A 16,895-nucleotide genomic window follows, 5' to 3' on the forward strand; every position below is an offset into this window, starting at 1 on the left:
GCTGCCGGCCGATCATCAAATCCGTATAAATTGCCCCTTTCGTCACACCCTCGCGAAGCTGAGCCCTAAAAACACGCTATGAAAGAAATCTTGACCCTGGTTCCAGGGGGAATTGGCGACCAACTGTTGTTCTTTCCCACCCTCGAACAACTGAAGCATCACTATCCCGATTCTCAACTGAGTGTGGTGGTCGAACCCCGCGCCAAGGGGGCCTATCGCGCCAATAAGTATTTCCATGATGGTTCCCTAAACCTAATTCCCTTTGACTTCAAGGATCGCAATGGCCCCGCTGATTGGGGCAACCTGATGGGCGTTGTGCGCGATCGCGAGTATGATGCCGTCCTCTCCCTCGGCCGCCGTTGGACTGTGGGCCTACTCCTCTGGCTAACCGGGATTCCCCAGCGCGTCGGCTATGGCGAACCTGATAGCCTCTTCCTTACCCATCCCATCCCCCTCAAACCAGAACAATACGCCGCCGAGATGTATCACGACTTAGTGCGTGGCCTCGGCATTCAGTCTCCCTGTCCCCCCATGGAGGTTACCCTACTCAAAGAGGATGTGGAGTGGTCAGAACAGCAGCAACAGCAGCTTGGCGTCGCTGAGAGTGGCTATGTGCTTCTCCATGGGGGGGCAAGTCGGCTCGCCCAGCAAAAAGGATTGGATAAAATCTATCCCGTCGAGAAGTGGGCTACTGTCCTACAAGGCCTACAACAGCGACAGCCGAATCTTCCCATTGTGGTGGCCTGCGGTCCCGACGATGGGGCATTTGTTGGAGAGTTAACCCAAGCCATTCCCGGCTTAAAAACCCTCTCCCCCCCAGACATCGGTAAACTCGCCGCCACCATCGCCGCCGCCAATCTCATGCTTTGTACCGACAGTGCCCCCATGCACCTGGCCGTGGCCCTACAAACCTATACCTATGCCCTCTTCGGTCCCACCGACCCCAAAAAACTCCTCCCCAAGGGCGATCGCGCCCAAGGAATTGTCTCGCCAACCGGTAAAATAGCGGACATTGACCCCCAAACCATCCTAGACAAGGTGTTCAGCTAACTCCCCGAGGAAGAGACCCCCCACTTGCCATCCCCTCCTGGGAGGGGTAGGTGTGGGTTATACCTCCTGCCTCGGGCAGCCGCAACTCGGCTGTCGCTCGCTGACCGCAGGGCGTGCCCCTAAAGGGTTCCCCCTACTGCCTACTGCCTGCTGCCTACTGCCTTCTGCTCCCTCTTGCCTCTTGCCTCTTGCCCCCCCACCATGACTCCTGAAGGAACTTGGACCATCGCCGACGCACAAACCTTACGGGGAACGCCCTATAAGGGAACCGTACAAATTTCCCGTATCGGGCCTGTGTATCAAGTCTTTTGGTTGAGCGATCGCAGTAACTTTTCCGGTTTAGGCTTCTATCACGACAACCGTCTCTGCATCGGTTGGAGTTTAGACGCCTCCTACCGCGTTGTCGTCTATCGCATTCAGTCCGATGGAACCCTAGAGGGCCAATGGACGACCCCCCAAATGTTTGGGGAAATCGGCAGCGAACGGGCCAGCGGTGACCCCTCCCCAGAAGTCGAAGGTCTCTACAACGTCTCGGGGACCTATCCCAATAAAAAACCCCCCTATACTAACAGTATTGCCATTGGTAAGACGGGGGAGATTTATCAACTCTCCAGCAGTGGAACCCCCAAGTTGAAGGGGATTGGCTTACGCAGTGGAGATTGGTTTGTCTCCAACTGGGGCTATCAGAGCAATTTTGGGGTCATGATTTATGAACTGGACCAGGATACAGCGGCGGGACGTTGGACTCGGCCAGGAAGCGAGCAGGTGGGAGTCGAGAAATTGTTAAAGATTTGTTAAGAACTCCCTAACCCTTCCCCAACAGCAGATCAAATAAACCATCATCGAGTTCATACCCCAGAAGTTGCGACATGGCCTTCAGGCGCGAACGGCTGGGACAGCCTTGCTGTTCTAGCCAATCAGCGATGACGAAGATTTTGCTCATCAAGAAGATTTCTAGGGCTTCTGGGTTAAACTGAATGCCCTCAGTGCGATGAAACTCATGGGGAACCAACATGGCCACATAGCGCGCCAACTCCCCACTTGACCAATCCAGAAGCAACGGTAGCCAGGGATAGGAGGCATCGAGACGGACAAACCAGAGGCGAATCTCTGGGATTTCTGACAATTCTCGGGGGTCACTGGGGTCACGGGAGACATCAATCACAAACCGCAGAGACTGCTCAGCATCAGTGATCCCCGCCTTCAACTTTTGGGCGATCGCCTCCCGGGCCGCCGTTAAATCCAAGGTTTCAATCGTCGTTGCGTCAAGTTTAATCTCAGAACTGGACATGAACAGGGTCGCCTTTGAAAAATACTAGAGTGGGATGGTTTTCTAACCTATTGTCCTACCCTACTGTATTGGGTTTCACTTAAGCTAGAGGCAAGTTCCGCCGCCATCGGGTCTCAAAAGTCGGTACGTTACAATGGATCATAAGCAGACTGAAAACACCCCTTCCATAAGATAGATTTTTAACGCCGGTGTACCCTTGTTGAGTCTCAATCCCGCAAGACGAGTCACCCGTTCCCTGTTGATAGCAAGCCAAATACAGACCGATGAAACATGAGGCGATCGCCCTAAAACCCATCCGATCTCTCCAAGACGCACTCGATCGCTGCCAATCCCTGGGAATGAGATTGAGTCGTCAGCGTCGACTGATCCTCGAACTCCTCTGGGAGGTTCAGGATCACCTGTGCGCCCGCGATATCTACGACCAACTCAGCCGCGCTGGCAAAGAGATTGGCTACACCTCCGTTTACCAAAACCTAGAGGCCCTATCGAGCCACAACATCATCGAATGTATCGAACGCTCCGATGGCCGCCTCTATGGTAATATTAGTGACCCTCATAGCCATATCAATTGCCTCGATAGTCAGCAAATTCTCGACGTCTTTGTGGAACTCCCCCAAGACCTCATCGAACGCATTGAAGCAGAAACTGGCGTTCGGATTACCGACTATCGCATCGACTTTTTTGGCTACCGCAACCCGAACCCCAAAGGTCCTGCGGCAAATGACGCCACAGAGACCCCTGCCGTCGAGTCTAAGCTCTAGTCATTCCCCCTTATGACGATCGCCCCAAAATCCCCCATCAACCCCCCAGCAGCCCGAAAAACTGCCAATCTCTCAATTCAGTTGATGTGGGTGGGGCTAGTCATCACCGGGATCTTTATTTTAATTGCCCTGTTGGCCCCCATCCTGCAAGGAATGGGGCTGATTGCCAGTCCCACCGCCTTACTGGATCATCCCATCCACCAGCCTCCCTCCGGGGACCATTGGTTTGGGACGACTCGCCTGGGCTATGATGTCTTCTCCCGAACCCTCTACGGTTCCCAGGCAGCTTTACGGGTGGTGGTCTTAGCCACCCTGATGAGTATTTTGACCGGAGTTCCCCTCGGACTGGCCAGTGGCTATCTCGGCGGGAAAGTCGATCGCCTGTTGCTGTTTGTGATGGATGTCATCTACACCCTACCGGGGTTATTACTCTCGATTACCCTAGCCTTCGTCGTCGGACGGGGCTTATTAAATGCCGCCCTAGCCCTGAGTATTGCCTATGTGCCGCAATACTATCGAGTCGTCCGCAACCACACCGTCAGCATCAAAACTGAGTTATACATCGAAGCCGCCCAGGCGATGGGGGCTTCCACCTGGCGCATTCTCTCCAAATATCTCTTTTTTAACGCCATTCAGACCGTCCCCGTTCTCTTCGCCCTCAACGCCGCCGATGCGATCGCCATCCTCGGTGGCCTCGGCTTTCTGGGCTTAGGACTTCCCGAAGCGACCCCAGAATGGGGCAACGACCTACGGCAAGCCCTCGAAGCCCTCCCCACCGGGATTTGGTGGACAGCCCTGTTTCCTGGCTTAGCCATGACCCTGATGGTGATTGGTTTGTCCCTGTTAGGGGAAGGGTTAAACGAGTTTGTCAACCCGAAACTGCGGCAAAATCGTTAACCGTCTCAGGGACGATTTGGCGAGGGCTAGGGAATCGGGTTATGAGTCGTTGCAGCAATTGGTCTGCATCGGCCACAATCTCCGGCCAGGCGTTCCCCCGAGAACAGGGAACATGGAGAAAGAGGGCCTGGGTGGGTAAATTCGCAGTGGCAATGTCCGACAGAACCTGATAATAAGTGGCATTACAGACAAAGCGCCCCGCATGATAACTCACATCGGTATGATCGAGGCCCGCCACTAACTCCCAAACCGGCATCGGCGTACAGTAAACGCCTGGCCCCTGCACCGCTCGACGTTCCACCGTCAGGCGCGATCGCCCCTCCGCCATACCCCCCAACAGCACCCAGGGGGGACGATACTGGTGAATCGCCGCCAAGAGTTGGGCCGAGGCCTGCTGAGTATCAACCGGGAGTCGTCGCAACAGACGGGCCGACTCAGGTAAACGACCCCGCTGCTGAAGTTCCGCCAGCAGGTCATCACTGGAGTTGCTGCGGTGATGGGGTTTCCAGATATCAAAGGAGGATAACAGCACAGGGGTTAGGGATAGCTGTTCACACTCAAAGGTTCGACGAGACTTGCGTCGGAGGAACAACCGTGGCAAAGGGGTTCTTCACCTCCGGCACATCCTGACTAATTCTAACCATGTTTTGGTAGTTATTTTGAGCCTGGAGTTCATACTCCTGACGCTGTTGTGCTTCCTTATCTCCATAGAGGAAGGAAAATAGCCCAAAACGCCGCCCAGCGATGACATCGGTCGCTTCGTGCATGAGGCTACAGGAGAAAATAACCGCCGATCCCAACCCCGGCCGATAGAGATGGCCGCCATATTCCGGGAAACGCAGATAGCCCCCTTCATACTCTCCCGTGTTGAGGTTGAGAGACATGGCAAAGCGTCGGTGAGCAGTTCCGCCAGTGGTGTTGTCCCGGTGGGGACGGAAATAGCCCCCCCGACTCGAATCATAGCCGCCAATGCGGTAGTCTTCCCGACGAGTCACCTCAAAGGAAAAGGCTTTCTTGACCTCAGTGAACACTCGGCGTCGCATCACCCCATCGAGATAACGCAACAGGTTCATATCCTTGATGAAGTGGTCGCGGCGGATTTTATGGGAGTAGTTAATCACGCCGATGGTTTTGTTCCCTTCCCGTCGCATGGAACCCGATTCACTATTATCGCCTTCCCATAGCTCAATCAGATGTTGACACACTTCTGGAGAGAGAACGCGAGGAATCAGTAACACAGGGGCCTGTTGACCGATTTCGCGCGGTTCTTCCTGGGGAAGTTGGGAGATATCTTCAAAAATCGAGGCGATCGCTTGTTGTGGTTCCCCTAGACTGTAGATCCCCATGATTTTGAGGTTGCGATCTAGGAGAAAGGCAGTACGGCTATAAATGGCATAGGGAGCCTGATTAGGGTCTTCGCTCTCTTCGTTGTAGAACACCCCATATTTGCGGCTGGTTTGACCACTGGCATCGCTGAGGACGGGAAAGGTGAGCTGTTCACTGTCTCGGAACTGTTGCCGCTTGTCGGGGGCATCTAAACTAATACTCAAGACGTGAACATTGAGAGCTTCAAATTGCGCCATGGCCGCCTGAACCTGACGGGCAACCTCTTGACAGTTGGGGTTACTATCGTTGGCGTAGAATAGCAAGACGATGGGCTGGCCAACGCGATCAGCGATAATAACTGGCTCTCCATCAGGGGTGGGGAGACCTAATAGGGGGGCGGGATCGCCAACACTCAGGGTTCGAGTTTGAAACGCCATCTTTACTAAACCGGGTAAAAAATGATTGCCAGTTCAGGGGATCACGACACCTGAATGGCTGAGTCAATCAGACGTCCTATCTGCTTGGAAGTTCCTTCAAAAAACTTCACTATCAGACCCCATCATGAGACCGGACTTAAGAGGGACGTATTCTAGTTTTATACCATTTTTCAGGGTTGGATTAGATGTTTTTGGGACTTGCGATATTTCTTAAGTTGTCCGGCCCGGCGTAGAGGTTGATAAAGCAGCAGCCCCCCCAAAGGAATTGCCGTTAACGCCGTCACCACTGACCAGAGCAAAACAAAGCTCTCGGGACGCAACAGAGCGCCTAAACTGATACCGAATGCCACCGTGGAGATGGGAAGGGCGATCGCCATGAAATCATCGAAGCCTCGACGGTGCATAAACCGGAAGGTTTCAACAATTCCCCAGATGATCAATGCGGGAATCGTGGCAAACAACAAACCAATGAGCATCATTAACCCCAGGAACATTACACCTGTCACCACCCAGTCCACCATCAGGTTCACCACGGCCACCAGTTGGAATAACATGGCGCTGATGAGGATTGGCAGAACGACCAACACCGAGATCACCTGCCAGAGTGGTTTATCTTCAAACAAATTCCAGCTTAATTGGGACTCATCCGGAGATTTTGGCTCCGCCAAGGCTCCCGGGGGGCTGGTGTCGACCGAGGTTTGTTCTTGGGACGATTGACCTTGAACCTGGCTTTGGCCTTCCGGTGAGGACTGGGGAGACGGGGATGAATTGTTGGGTGGATGCTGGGTCATGATGCAAAAGTCCCCATAGTGACGACGGAATGGCGAATCGGATGGCGAAGGGCAGAACGTCCCCGTGGGGCGATCGCCCCCCCATTAAAGTTTATCAATGGCATGGACGAGGGAGTTCGCCAATCCTAAAATTGCCCCCCACCAAATATGAACCCCAAAGGAGAGAATGGTCGCCGAGACAAACAACACTCCCAGCCGTTTCATGGGTAAGCTGGGGAGGCGAACGGGAGCGGGAGCGGTTTTGACGGTGACCCCAAGTTCCAAGGTCTGAGGTTCGGCATTACTTTCAAAGACCAGGCGACGTTCATAGACGGCATCAGCCACCAGTTTACCGGTATTCACCCGCACCCGACATAAGACCTGTTCCCCCTGCACGGGATCAGGAGTCACCCGTAGCCAATGATGTTTCCCGGGGCGACTGGGGGGGTCTTTCGGATGGGGGAGGACTCGCCACCGCCCTTGTAATCGGGTATCGGGGACGGGATTTTTTAACATCACCGTTTCGGCAATCTGTTCCCCCAAGCGGCTGGCCTCCAACACCACAGAATCGGGCTTGGCGACCACTTTTGGCACACGATTGACATAAATGGGGTGTAGGGCGGCTAACGCCTCGGCAGCGTTCTTATAGCGGTCGCTGGGGGAGGGTTTGACGAGGGTTTGCAACCACTCCACCCAGGGCAAGCTGAGTTTGGGAACCCGAGGGGCAAAATCAATACTATAGCGATCGTCCATTAACTCGCCGATGTCTTGGGAGGGGGTTCCCGTTAACAGACAAATTAGGGTCGCCCCCACTCCATAGAGGTCTGAGGCTTCCGTTAGGGGACGATTGAACAATTGTTCTGGGGGCATAAACCCCAGAGTTCCCTTGACGACGCTGCTCATGGCCACTTCCCCCTCGCCAATGCGGGCAAAGCCAAAATCCACGAGATAGACCTGTAGTCCTTTGGCGGTGGGTTGTTCGGAGACTAAAACATTTTCCGGTTTGATGTCTCGGTGAATGACTGGGGGGATGCGGTTTTGCAGATAGATGAGAATTTCGAGGAGGGCGATCGCAATCTCTTTGACCTCTTCCGGGGCAAAACTCCGCCGTTGAGCCAAGGAGGGAGCGGGTTTATACTCTTGCACCAAACAAAAGCCGTTCTCCGTCTCAAAGGAATCTAAATAGCGGGGAATCCCCGGATGTTCTAAGCCCTTCAACACCTGAATTTCCCGTTCGCAACTGTCATAAGCGGACCATTGGGCCGCCTCGCCGAAGAGGAACTGTTTTAAGACAACGGGTTCCGAGGCGGAATCCTGGTGGGCCAGGTAGGTAATGCGTCCACCGGCTCGGTTCTGGCCGAGTTCACGTTGGACGTGATAGCCCCTGGCAGCAAATTGGGGGAATTGGCTCATGGGAACAGCAAACGAGTCCTGGGACAGGGTTGATCGGGAAGTGGATCGGGAATCGGACATGATTGTTTCTATTGTGGCACTTTCTTTTAAGTACCTGTTCCCCGCAGAGCGATCGGGATCTTAGACGCGTACCTCCTCGACGACTTCGGTTTCCACCCGGGAGGGTTCAGGGGCTTGGGGTGGCGGGGTTTCATCGCCGCCGCCTGAGGCATTATCTCCCGGTAGCCAATGAATAAAGGGCAGGGGGAGTAGGGTGCTGAGGTTGGTTAGGGTGACCAACAGCCAAAGGTTCTCGAAGTTGGATTCGGTGATATCGAGCCAGTGCATGAGAACCGCTCCCAATTCATAGGAGAGCATCCCGGCAATGTTAGACACGGACATCAACACGGCAAATAAGGTCGCTTCCACGCCACTAGGACATAGACGCGCGGCTAAAACCAGAACCGGCATGAAGGCCAATTGTCCCATCACCGTCAGAATTAGACTATCGCCGAGGCTGAACCAATGGTCATCAATGCCGATCGCCCGGTTAGCATGAGTCACCAGTAGTAGGGCACTCATCCCTAACACCGCCGAGAGGATCGTGGTCCAGACAAAGATTCTACGGAAGGGAACGGCTTTGAAGAACCGCTGAAACAGCCAAATCCCCACGAGAGAGGCTAAACTGGTCACCAATCGCACTCGTCCTAGGAACTCTGGTTGAAAGCCGAGTTCGTTGGTGGTGAAGTAGAAAAAGGCCGAGTCGGCGGTGGGGGTGGCTTGCCAAAGGAAGAGAAAGGCCGTCGGTAGCCAGATGGATTTTTGGGAAATGGCGGCTTTGAGTTGACTCAGTTGGGTTTTAACGCCGCTGAAGTCGGGGCGATTGCCCCTAGGCTGTTCCGCAATCAGCCAGGCCACTCCCGAGACAATCAGGGGAAAGCTGGCTGTAATCAGGAAGATATCGCGAGTGGCGAAGATTTCTAACAGAGACCCACTCAGATAAGCCGTGATGAGACCGCCAATGGCTGACGCGGCCCAGGTGACAGACTGCAACGACCCGGCATCACTTTGGGACTCCTTGCGGGCCCGTTCGACGACTAGGGAATCGGCGATGACATCACTAAAGGCGACAGAGAGAGACCCCAGGGAAATGGCGGCGATCGCCTGCCAGGGACGGGTGACGACCGTGGCCAGCAGTATCCAGGATAGGGTTCCCAGCAAGCCGGAGAGAATCAAATAGGGCCGACGACGATAGCCAAAAATGGGCAGGCCATCAGAGATGAACCCAAATAGGGGCTTAATCATCCAGGGAAGCGCCACAATCCCCAATAAGGCTGAGGTTTCAGCGGGACTCAGACCGAGATCGTCTTTGAGGAAGAAACTCACCGCCAAACGAGCTAAGCCGAGGATTCCCTGGACAAAGTAGACCAGGAGGATGGCAATGAGTTCTGGGGTTGGCTCGTTGCCAAACAGGAGTTTATCCCGTAAGAACCCTTTGAAACCCTCCAAGCGAGAGGATGAAACGAGCATAACGTAATAAATCTTAATGATTGCGCTGACTCTATCTTAACCAGGCGATCGCCCTTGAATCCTGACTCTGGGGACGGTTAACCGTCCGTCGCCCCCTGCCAAAGGACAATCAAACGGGATGATAGAAGAAGGCCACACTCACCACCAGATAGGTGGCCAGCAACAACACCCCTTCGAGCCAGTCGGAACGGCCATCGGAACTGACGGAGTTAGCCAGAACCACCGCCACCACCACTGCTACCAACTCAAAGGGATTGAAGTTCAAATCCATCGGTTGACCGAACAGCCAACCGGCTAACACCAGAACCGGGGCCACAAACAGAGCAATCTGCAAACTCGATCCCATAGCCACGGCCATGGATAAATCCATCTTGTTTTTCATGGCCACAGTGACGGCGGTGGCATGTTCAGCGGCGTTGCCAATAATGGGAACCAGAATCACCCCCGTAAAGAGGGGAGTGAAGCCGAGGGTTTCTGTGGCCAGTTCCAGGGAACCCACCAATAACTCAGACTCATAAGCCACGGCTAGAGTACAAACCAGCAAAATCCCCGACCAAAACCAGGGATTGGGGGACTCTGCCACGTCTCCAGACTCGGATTCGTTTTCCGCTTCCCCCACATCGCAGAGATAGGCGTGGGTTTTCATGGAAAACAGCAGGGTTAAGCCATAGACAATGATGAGAATCACCGCCACGATGCTAGAGAGTTTCTGAATCGTCAGTTCGGGGATGCCTTGGGAGGTGGCAACTACGGCGGTGGGGATGAGGATGGCCACCGTGGCCAGGTTCATGACGGAGGCGTTGAGGCGAGCCATGACGGATTGGAAATTTTGGGATTTATAGCGAAGTCCGCCGAGAAACATGGAAAATCCCATCACTAGCAACAGGTTGCTGATAATGGAGCCGGTGATGCTGGCTTTGACGACTTCGATTAAGCCGGCCCGCAGGGCAATGAGAGCGATAATCAGTTCGGTGGCGTTGCCGAAGGTGGCGTTGAGGAGTCCGCCGACGGTGGGACCGACGACGACGGCCAGTTCTTCGGTGGCGGTTCCCATCCAGGCGGCTAGGGGGATGATGGCCACGGCGGCGGTCAGGAAAATGACGGTGGCATCCCAATGTAGCCATTCGGCGGCGATGGAGATGGGGAGGAAGGTGAGCAGGAGGGAGAGGATTAGGGTTTTCATGGGGAAAGAAAAAAGAAGACTGTCGGGGCACACCTTGTGTTCGCTCAAGAGGAACCCCGTCGGGGCGGAGCCGAGCCAACTTTCAGGGAAAAAATCAAACACCACATAAAAAAGGCGTTAGTATGAAGTTTATATCGTAAAGTTTATAGAAAAGATATCTCGATCGCAGATTGAAACCCTTCAGGTATAGAGACTCTAATGTCTTGGTAGGCATGGATTCTAGCCAACTGCCATTGAACATGGTCAGTCAACCAGCGTCCTCAAATATTTTTGTTTGATTTGTTTGATTTGTTTGAAATTAGACATTTAAAAGAGATTTTTATAGTATGGCTAAGCGATCACTCAAAGCCTCACCTGCGGGTATTCAGCAGGCTAAGCGTGCCTTTGCACTCAAAGGATGGACTCAAGAAAATCTGGCCGGGGAAGTCAATCTCAAGACCCGTCAGCCAATCTGGAGATTTTTTACCGGGCAACCCGTAGACCGCCAGGTGTTTATGGAACTCTGCCAGGTGCTGGATTTGGACTGGCGTGAGATTGCCAAGAACCCACCGGCTGAGTTTCTGGAGCCTGGGGAGAGTGTCGAACCAACCATCGATGAACTCGTGGCTGAGGTACGATCGCAGCACCACGATACCATTCAGCACCGCTGTGGCATTCTGCAACTGCTCGACGTGCGGCACCCGGTCAACATTGACGACATCTATGTAGATGTCAATATTCTAGAAGCCGTTGCCAACCAGCAATGTCTTGAGGTCTCTGCCCTCAACAATCTTGACCCTGCCGATTTTAACCGGATGGGCCTAGGAATCATCGACCAGCCTCAGATCCCCGGAGTCGAAGCGGTCAAGACCTACGGCAAGCTGCGGGTTTTGGGCAAACCCGGGATTGGCAAAACTACCTTTTTGCAACATCTAGCCGTGCAATGCAACCAGGGCGAGTTTGCCCCGGAACAAGTCCCAATTTTTATTCTCCTGAGGGAGTTTGCCGAAGCCGCCAAACACCAGAACGACGTTAGCCTATTCGACTATATTCACCGAATCCTTGTGCGATCGGGCCTCACCAACCCTGCCCAACTTGAACGGTTGCTCATCGAGGGGCGGGTGCTGATGCTGATGGATGGCATGGATGAGGTAATAAACCAAGATATTAGCGCCACCATCAGAGAGATTCGCAGTTTTTCGGACAAATACCACCGTAACCGGTTTGTGGTCTCTTGCCGCACCGCCGCCCAAGAACTTGCTCTGCACGGCTTTACCGATGTCGAAATTTCCCCCTTTAGCCCAGAGCAAATTACCACCTTTGCCCAAAAGTGGTTTGTGACCCTCGGCAGAACCGCTACCTCCCAAGGACAGACCCAGGCCGCAGAATTTATCGAGAAACTTGACCTCCCCGAAAACTGGCAGTTTCGCCAATTGGTGGTGACCCCCCTCTTTTTGCACCTTTCCTGCTGGCTGTTTCAGGGGCAAGGGCAGTTTCCGACCAAGCGCACAGCATTTTATAAGCAAGGGTTAGACCTGCTGTTGGGGAAATGGGATGAAACCAAAGGGGTGACGCGCGATGATGCCTATCGAGAATTTTTACTCCCGCAAAAAATGAGGCTCCTGAGTCAACTAGCCGCCGTTACCTTTGAAAAAGGACAGTACTTTTTTGAGCAGCGCGTCATTGAGCAATACATCGAAGATTACCTGGAAAATCTGCCTGAGGTGACTCTGCAACCCGAAGAACTTCAGCTAGAAAGTGAGGCCATGCTCAAGGCGATCGAAGCCCAGCATGGACTTTTAATCGAGCGCGCCCGAGGAATTTTTTCGTTCTCTTATCTGGTCTTTCAAGAATATCTAACAGCGCGCAAGATTGTCGCCACCCATAACCTAAGTGCGTTGGAGCAAGCCTTAGGGGGATTAGTCAGCCATATTACTGACCCCCACTGGCACGAGGTCTTTTTGCTCACCGCCGGTATGCTACGCAGTGCCGATTCCCTAGTGCAGTTGATGAAGCAGGAGGTGGATGCCTTAGTAGCCCAAGACCCTCACTTACAAGACTTTTTGATGTGGGTCAACAAAAAATCAAAAAGTCTTCCCAACCCCAAACTGGCGACAACCCGGGCCTTTTACCTAGCCCTTGCCCAAGACTCCCCCACCGCGAACCAGTTTGCCCTAGCCAGCACCCTCGACCAAGGCATCTTTTTAGATACAGCTCTGGAAAATTTGTTGCGGGAGTTTGCCATCGACCACAGCCAGAATTTTGCCTACGCCCATGCCTGTAGTGAAGCCCTCAACAATATTCTAGTCATCGTTTTAGACGCGGGGTTCTATAAGTCGCTGCAACAGCTTAAGGAGCAACTACCGGCCTCTCACCAAAGCCAAGAGCAACTGGAAACCTGGTGGCAAAATAACTACGCGAACTGGGTCGAGCAGCTTAAAGACTCCGTTGCTAAATATCGCAATATTCACCACCCCTGGAAGTTTAATCCTGAGCAAAAGCAGGTGCTAAACCGCTACTACGATGCCAATCAACTGCTAATCGATTGCTTGAACAGCAACTGTGAAGTCACCGAAGCTATGCGCAAAGAGATTGAAGCGACACTTTTGCTGCCCCAAAAAGAATTAGATGATCGCGAATGGCAGAATAATTAAAACGAATTGCTACATTTCTATACAAATCAACCCATCTAAACCCTATCTAAACACCAGGTCAACCATCACTGCGCCATAATGCGCACAAGAACCAACAGAAATTTCACGTCATGCTTAAGAAGGGTAGAGAATTTGTCAGAAAATCCAAGATTTTCTATGATTACGGACAAAACATAGACATGGTTGAAGACCTGAGTTTAGAGCAAAAAAGTACTCAACTGCTGGGGGCTTTAGTACAAGAGAGGGGGTGGTTCAGCCGCACCGAAGTAACGGGCAATACATTTTTCGAGTTAGATCAAACCACCAGCGATAATATGCAAGACAGAACCCAAACCACTAACGACAAGCTCCATGAACTAAGCCAAACGGCCAGTCATGAGGTTCGCGAGACCTCTCAGCTCACGACCGAGGACCTCCGAGGCTCAGGCCGCTGTACCAATGAAATGACTCAAGAGACTGCTCAGGAGACCCAGAGTCTAGGGGATGCGCCTCCCCCTGTCCCGACCCTGCCAAGTTCGTCAGTACCGGTGAGGGGCCGAGATGCGGCTGATGTGACCATTACGCAAGCTGAGGGCAGGCGAGTACGATACCTAGTGCTCAATCAAGCAGGTTCTATTTTGGCGGCACCGGGTGAAATAGTGACGTTAGCGATCATTGAACGGGCCCAGGTCGATAGCCGAGAGCGTTTACTGCTGCAAGCCGTGGGACTGATGTAAAGCTCCTCCGGGAAATGTGGGTCATCCCCTTCCCCTCCCGGTCATGGCTAGGGCCCCTCAGCTTGAGGGGCTTGACCTCCTGCTAAGATCGGTCTAGACCTAACACCCTCAGTCTAGAAAATTTATCGGTATCTCCGGCGGGTACCACTTCCCTATCAATGAGTTCTATAAAAGCGAGTCCCACAGAGTGGAATTAACACACCATTCCTTTGAATTTTACAATATTGCTTTTTTTGGCATTATCTTAGTTCGCTACTTTTTAGTAGCAGGGATAACATATTGGCTTTTTTATTCCCCTTTTAGCCAGTCTGCGAGTAAGCCTAGAGCACATCAGCCGCCCACCAGGACGGCTATTTGGCATGATATTAAGCTTTCGATGCTTTCATCTGCGGTGTTTGCCCTAGCGGCGGCATTAATTCTTTCGGCCTATACGGCGGGAAGCACTGAACTCTACACCGACCCACGAGAGTATGGGCTGTGGTATCTCGGGGTCAGCTATGGCATCGGTCTACTTCTGCAAGATACCTATTTTTATTTCACCCATCGTCTATTTCACCACCCTAAGCTCTTTTCCTGGCTCCACCAAGGACATCATCGCTCCCGCTACCCCACTCCCTGGACTTCGTTTGCCTTCGATCCATTAGAGGCTGTTGTTCAGGCACTATTCTTAGTCGGCCTTGTTTTTGTTCTGCCGCTGCATTTCATTACAGTAATTGCGGTGTTGGCCACAATGACCATGTGGGCGGTGCTAAATCATTTGGGCCCAGATCGCCTACCCAGCCTATTCCCACATCATTGGCTAGGGCGGTGGCTGATTGGCCCAGCTCACCACTCGATTCATCATCTTAAATATACGGTTCATTATGGACTTTATTTTACGTTTTGGGATTGTCTGCTGGGTAGCGAAGATCTTGGATACAGGCAAAGTATCAAAAATTTACACCCCCCCGACTCGAAATATGAGTAGGATATTGAATGCTGCCTCTAACGAGTTATCGTCTTTTGGGCAGTCTCTATAAACCTATTGTATTAAATTGTGTACTTGTTAATCACGTCAATCAATTCACTCATGAAATAAAACATCTACCAATTATTGTTGTTTTTAGGCAAGAGGTTCCAACCCGGTTCCTTCTAGCGTATGTAAACGATAAGGAGAGTATCAGAATGAGTATTGAAGACCGAGCAAAAGCAACCGCTAAAGATGTAGGCGGTAAAGTGGAAGAAGCCGTCGGTGATCTGACTGGCAATAAAGAAGCTAAAGCTAAAGGTAAATCCAAACAAGCTGAAGCTAAAATTGGCCACACCGTAGAAGATGGTAAGGAGGGCGTTAAAAAGGCTATTGACTAGTCCGTGGATTTGTGTGTGACTAAATCTTGATTTTGTGATGTAGATGATGTAGCTGAGGATGAGATGTTCAAGCATCTTGTCCTCCTTCTTGTCCTCACAGATAAGATTTTGATGTCAATGAAATATATTTTTAGAGGTAACAACGATGTCATTTCGACAAGCCAATAAATTTTTCGTGATTGTGATTTCAACCCTGATGCTGGTTGCAACGGTTGTGTTTAACTTTGGTACGACCCGTGCCTGGGCGGCAACCTTGCCAGGACCCTTGGCAAGCCAACCCCAGCTTGCGAGCATGAATCGAGCTGAGGCGATCACAAAGAATCTAGAAGGTAAGGCCCAAGAAGCCCTTGGCAATGTGACTGGCGATCCTAAGGATCAAATGATGGGCAAGGCTAAACAAGCTGAAAGCCAGATGCGTAATGCGGCTGAGGACATGAAAAATGAGACGCAGCTCAGTGACCGAGCTAAAGCAGTAGCGAAGAATGTTGAAGGCAAAATCCAGGAAACTGCTGGCAATGTGACGGGCAGCAGCAAGGACCAAATGATGGGCAGACTTAAGCAGACTGATGGCAGTAATCAAAACATGATCGAAAATGTCAAAGATAGCATTGGTGATTTCTTCAACTAACCCTCAACCCGCATTCAATATCCAGAATCGTCCATCGCACAGATGATTCTGGATACGCGAAAGACCTACCGTTGACCATCTTTGAATTTCCGTTGTTCTGTACCCAAGCTTGAGGTAGAAATATGTTAAATGTTGTCTGGTCTGTGGTCGTGATTCTTCTCGTCTTGTGGGCATTAGGGTTTGCGGTCAATATCGGCGGAGGCTTAGTTCATTTGCTTCTGGTTCTGGCGTTGATTGGTATTGTGTATAACCTGGTCATTGGGCGTCGTTAAAAATATAGCAGAGGAGGTTATATGACTATCATTTCTTGGATTGTTTTGGGACTACTCGCGGGGGCGATCGCAAAAGCGATTGTTCCTGGATATCAAGGAGGGAACTGGTTTGCCACCATGATCCTGGGTATCATCGGTGCATTTATTGGTGGCACGTTGCACTTATTTATTGAAACGGGAAGTCTGGAACTAACATCAGCAGATTTGAGCATTATTGGTGTGTTTGTTGCTGTTCTCGGGTCAATTATCGCGATTTACCTCTATGGAACCATGTCCCGTAGACGCTTGTAAGTCATCGTAACTCAGGTATAGGTTTAAAAACGTTGTCTGCACTTCTCTAGAGAGAAATGTGTGGGCAACGTTTTTAGTGTGATGGGGGAGAAGGGAACAGGGAACAGGGAACAGGGAACAGGGGGGAGAAAAGGCAGTAGGCAGTAGGGGAAGGCAACAGGCATAACCCACCCTTACCCCTCCCATGCTATGAAACCTAATCCATTTGAATGTTTGACATGATTGACTATATATGGTAGGCGGTTAGGGAGGGGTGAGGAAGCCTGTAGACGCTTCGCTTCTGAGGTGCCTTGGCCGAGTTTGATGACTCCCTAGGATGGGATGCTGGGGGTTGAGGGTCTGCGGTCAATTATGACGGGTTAAGAGTTGAT

Annotated in this window: 18 protein-coding genes; 11 read left to right on the plus strand and 7 right to left on the minus strand. The window is 52.1% G+C overall.

The features are described 5' to 3' along the window. Nucleotides 1-78: 78 nt before the first annotated feature. Nucleotides 79-1,050 (plus strand): glycosyltransferase family 9 protein, encoded by a 972-nt coding sequence (locus L855_RS09085; RefSeq protein WP_159787059.1) that lies wholly within the window; start codon nucleotides 79-81, stop codon nucleotides 1,048-1,050. Nucleotides 1,051-1,251: 201 nt separating this feature from the next. Continuing rightward, the gene (locus tag L855_RS09090) at nucleotides 1,252-1,848 is read left to right on the plus strand and encodes a hypothetical protein (RefSeq protein WP_159787062.1); all 597 of its coding nucleotides are present in this window, start codon (nucleotides 1,252-1,254) and stop codon (nucleotides 1,846-1,848) included. Nucleotides 1,849-1,855: 7 nt separating this feature from the next. On the opposite strand, the gene L855_RS09095 is transcribed toward L855_RS09090, so the two are convergent. Beyond that, on the minus strand, nucleotides 1,856-2,341 hold the full coding sequence (locus L855_RS09095; RefSeq protein WP_159787065.1) for a CRR6 family NdhI maturation factor: 486 nt from the start codon (nucleotides 2,339-2,341) through the stop codon (nucleotides 1,856-1,858). 263 nt (nucleotides 2,342-2,604) lie between these two features. Between L855_RS09095 and L855_RS09100 the strand changes: the two genes are divergently transcribed. Together L855_RS09100 and L855_RS09105 are read left to right on the plus strand one after the other, a co-directional pair. After that, on the plus strand, nucleotides 2,605-3,102 hold the full coding sequence (locus L855_RS09100; RefSeq protein WP_159787068.1) for a Fur family transcriptional regulator: 498 nt from the start codon (nucleotides 2,605-2,607) through the stop codon (nucleotides 3,100-3,102). An 84-nt stretch (nucleotides 3,103-3,186) separates the two neighbouring features. Then, complete coding sequence (locus L855_RS09105) at nucleotides 3,187-3,999, plus strand: ABC transporter permease (protein WP_219730000.1); 813 nt, start codon at nucleotides 3,187-3,189, stop codon at nucleotides 3,997-3,999. On the opposite strand, the gene L855_RS09110 is transcribed toward L855_RS09105, so the two are convergent. The 6 genes from L855_RS09110 to cax form a co-directional block, all read right to left on the minus strand. Further along, nucleotides 3,971-4,531, minus strand: coding sequence for a pyroglutamyl-peptidase I family protein (locus L855_RS09110; RefSeq protein WP_159787074.1), 561 nt, complete (start codon nucleotides 4,529-4,531; stop codon nucleotides 3,971-3,973). The two genes, L855_RS09105 and L855_RS09110, sit on opposite strands and share 29 nt — an antisense overlap. A gap of 25 nt (nucleotides 4,532-4,556) precedes the next feature. Continuing rightward, entirely contained in the window at nucleotides 4,557-5,762 is a 1,206-nt protein-coding gene (locus L855_RS09115; RefSeq protein WP_159787077.1) for a redoxin domain-containing protein, read from the minus strand. Nucleotides 5,763-5,932: 170 nt separating this feature from the next. Next, the gene (locus L855_RS09120; protein ID WP_159787080.1) at nucleotides 5,933-6,553 is read right to left on the minus strand and encodes a hypothetical protein; all 621 of its coding nucleotides are present in this window, start codon (nucleotides 6,551-6,553) and stop codon (nucleotides 5,933-5,935) included. Nucleotides 6,554-6,637: 84 nt separating this feature from the next. After that, entirely contained in the window at nucleotides 6,638-8,005 is a 1,368-nt protein-coding gene (locus tag L855_RS09125) for a serine/threonine protein kinase (protein ID WP_246198780.1), read from the minus strand. A gap of 60 nt (nucleotides 8,006-8,065) precedes the next feature. Beyond that, on the minus strand, nucleotides 8,066-9,454 hold the full coding sequence (locus L855_RS09130; RefSeq protein ID WP_159787086.1) for a folate/biopterin family MFS transporter: 1,389 nt from the start codon (nucleotides 9,452-9,454) through the stop codon (nucleotides 8,066-8,068). Nucleotides 9,455-9,563: 109 nt separating this feature from the next. Next, nucleotides 9,564-10,637: a calcium/proton exchanger gene (gene cax, locus L855_RS09135; protein ID WP_159787089.1), complete on the minus strand. Its 1,074-nt coding sequence runs from the start codon at nucleotides 10,635-10,637 to the stop codon at nucleotides 9,564-9,566. Nucleotides 10,638-10,963: 326 nt separating this feature from the next. Between cax and L855_RS09140 the strand changes: the two genes are divergently transcribed. The 7 genes from L855_RS09140 (at nucleotide 10,964) to L855_RS09170 (ending at nucleotide 16,524) form a co-directional block, all read left to right on the plus strand. Beyond that, the gene (locus L855_RS09140) at nucleotides 10,964-13,270 is read left to right on the plus strand and encodes an NACHT domain-containing protein (protein WP_159787092.1); all 2,307 of its coding nucleotides are present in this window, start codon (nucleotides 10,964-10,966) and stop codon (nucleotides 13,268-13,270) included. Between the two features lie 179 nt (nucleotides 13,271-13,449). After that, entirely contained in the window at nucleotides 13,450-13,986 is a 537-nt protein-coding gene (locus L855_RS09145) for a hypothetical protein (RefSeq protein ID WP_159787095.1), read from the plus strand. A 376-nt stretch (nucleotides 13,987-14,362) separates the two neighbouring features. Beyond that, nucleotides 14,363-14,953, plus strand: coding sequence for a sterol desaturase family protein (locus tag L855_RS09150; RefSeq protein WP_246198781.1), 591 nt, complete (start codon nucleotides 14,363-14,365; stop codon nucleotides 14,951-14,953). 197 nt (nucleotides 14,954-15,150) lie between these two features. Continuing rightward, nucleotides 15,151-15,333 (plus strand): CsbD family protein, encoded by a 183-nt coding sequence (locus L855_RS09155; protein WP_159787101.1) that lies wholly within the window; start codon nucleotides 15,151-15,153, stop codon nucleotides 15,331-15,333. 145 nt (nucleotides 15,334-15,478) lie between these two features. Further along, entirely contained in the window at nucleotides 15,479-15,961 is a 483-nt protein-coding gene (locus L855_RS22400; protein WP_159787104.1) for a CsbD family protein, read from the plus strand. Between the two features lie 122 nt (nucleotides 15,962-16,083). Beyond that, nucleotides 16,084-16,233: a lmo0937 family membrane protein gene (locus L855_RS09165; protein ID WP_159787107.1), complete on the plus strand. Its 150-nt coding sequence runs from the start codon at nucleotides 16,084-16,086 to the stop codon at nucleotides 16,231-16,233. Between the two features lie 21 nt (nucleotides 16,234-16,254). Continuing rightward, a complete protein-coding gene (locus L855_RS09170; RefSeq protein ID WP_159787110.1) occupies nucleotides 16,255-16,524 on the plus strand; it encodes a GlsB/YeaQ/YmgE family stress response membrane protein in 270 nt (89 codons plus the stop codon). The last annotated feature ends 371 nt before the right edge of the window (nucleotides 16,525-16,895 follow it).

It is taken from the genome of Sodalinema gerasimenkoae IPPAS B-353, assembly GCF_009846485.1.
In the GTDB taxonomy this organism is placed as follows: Bacteria; Cyanobacteriota; Cyanobacteriia; order Cyanobacteriales; family Geitlerinemataceae; genus Sodalinema; species Sodalinema gerasimenkoae.

What these genes read in the sequence shown, in the direction of transcription:
- L855_RS09085 (WP_159787059.1), top strand. Translation starts at nt 79, where the DNA reads ATGAAAGAAATCTTGACCCTGGTTCCAGGGGGAATTGGCGACCAACTG.
- L855_RS09090 (WP_159787062.1), top strand. Translation starts at nt 1,252, where the DNA reads ATGACTCCTGAAGGAACTTGGACCATCGCCGACGCACAAACCTTACGG.
- L855_RS09095 (WP_159787065.1), bottom strand. Translation starts at nt 2,341, where the DNA reads ATGTCCAGTTCTGAGATTAAACTTGACGCAACGACGATTGAAACCTTG.
- L855_RS09100 (WP_159787068.1), top strand. Translation starts at nt 2,605, where the DNA reads ATGAAACATGAGGCGATCGCCCTAAAACCCATCCGATCTCTCCAAGAC.
- L855_RS09105 (WP_219730000.1), top strand. Translation starts at nt 3,187, where the DNA reads ATGTGGGTGGGGCTAGTCATCACCGGGATCTTTATTTTAATTGCCCTG.
- L855_RS09115 (WP_159787077.1), bottom strand. Translation starts at nt 5,762, where the DNA reads ATGGCGTTTCAAACTCGAACCCTGAGTGTTGGCGATCCCGCCCCCCTA.
- L855_RS09120 (WP_159787080.1), bottom strand. Translation starts at nt 6,553, where the DNA reads ATGACCCAGCATCCACCCAACAATTCATCCCCGTCTCCCCAGTCCTCA.
- L855_RS09125 (WP_246198780.1), bottom strand. Translation starts at nt 8,005, where the DNA reads ATGTCCGATTCCCGATCCACTTCCCGATCAACCCTGTCCCAGGACTCG.
- L855_RS09130 (WP_159787086.1), bottom strand. Translation starts at nt 9,454, where the DNA reads ATGCTCGTTTCATCCTCTCGCTTGGAGGGTTTCAAAGGGTTCTTACGG.
- cax (WP_159787089.1), bottom strand. Translation starts at nt 10,637, where the DNA reads ATGAAAACCCTAATCCTCTCCCTCCTGCTCACCTTCCTCCCCATCTCC.
- L855_RS09140 (WP_159787092.1), top strand. Translation starts at nt 10,964, where the DNA reads ATGGCTAAGCGATCACTCAAAGCCTCACCTGCGGGTATTCAGCAGGCT.
- L855_RS09145 (WP_159787095.1), top strand. Translation starts at nt 13,450, where the DNA reads ATGGTTGAAGACCTGAGTTTAGAGCAAAAAAGTACTCAACTGCTGGGG.
- L855_RS09150 (WP_246198781.1), top strand. Translation starts at nt 14,363, where the DNA reads ATGCTTTCATCTGCGGTGTTTGCCCTAGCGGCGGCATTAATTCTTTCG.
- L855_RS09155 (WP_159787101.1), top strand. Translation starts at nt 15,151, where the DNA reads ATGAGTATTGAAGACCGAGCAAAAGCAACCGCTAAAGATGTAGGCGGT.
- L855_RS22400 (WP_159787104.1), top strand. Translation starts at nt 15,479, where the DNA reads ATGTCATTTCGACAAGCCAATAAATTTTTCGTGATTGTGATTTCAACC.
- L855_RS09165 (WP_159787107.1), top strand. Translation starts at nt 16,084, where the DNA reads ATGTTAAATGTTGTCTGGTCTGTGGTCGTGATTCTTCTCGTCTTGTGG.
- L855_RS09170 (WP_159787110.1), top strand. Translation starts at nt 16,255, where the DNA reads ATGACTATCATTTCTTGGATTGTTTTGGGACTACTCGCGGGGGCGATC.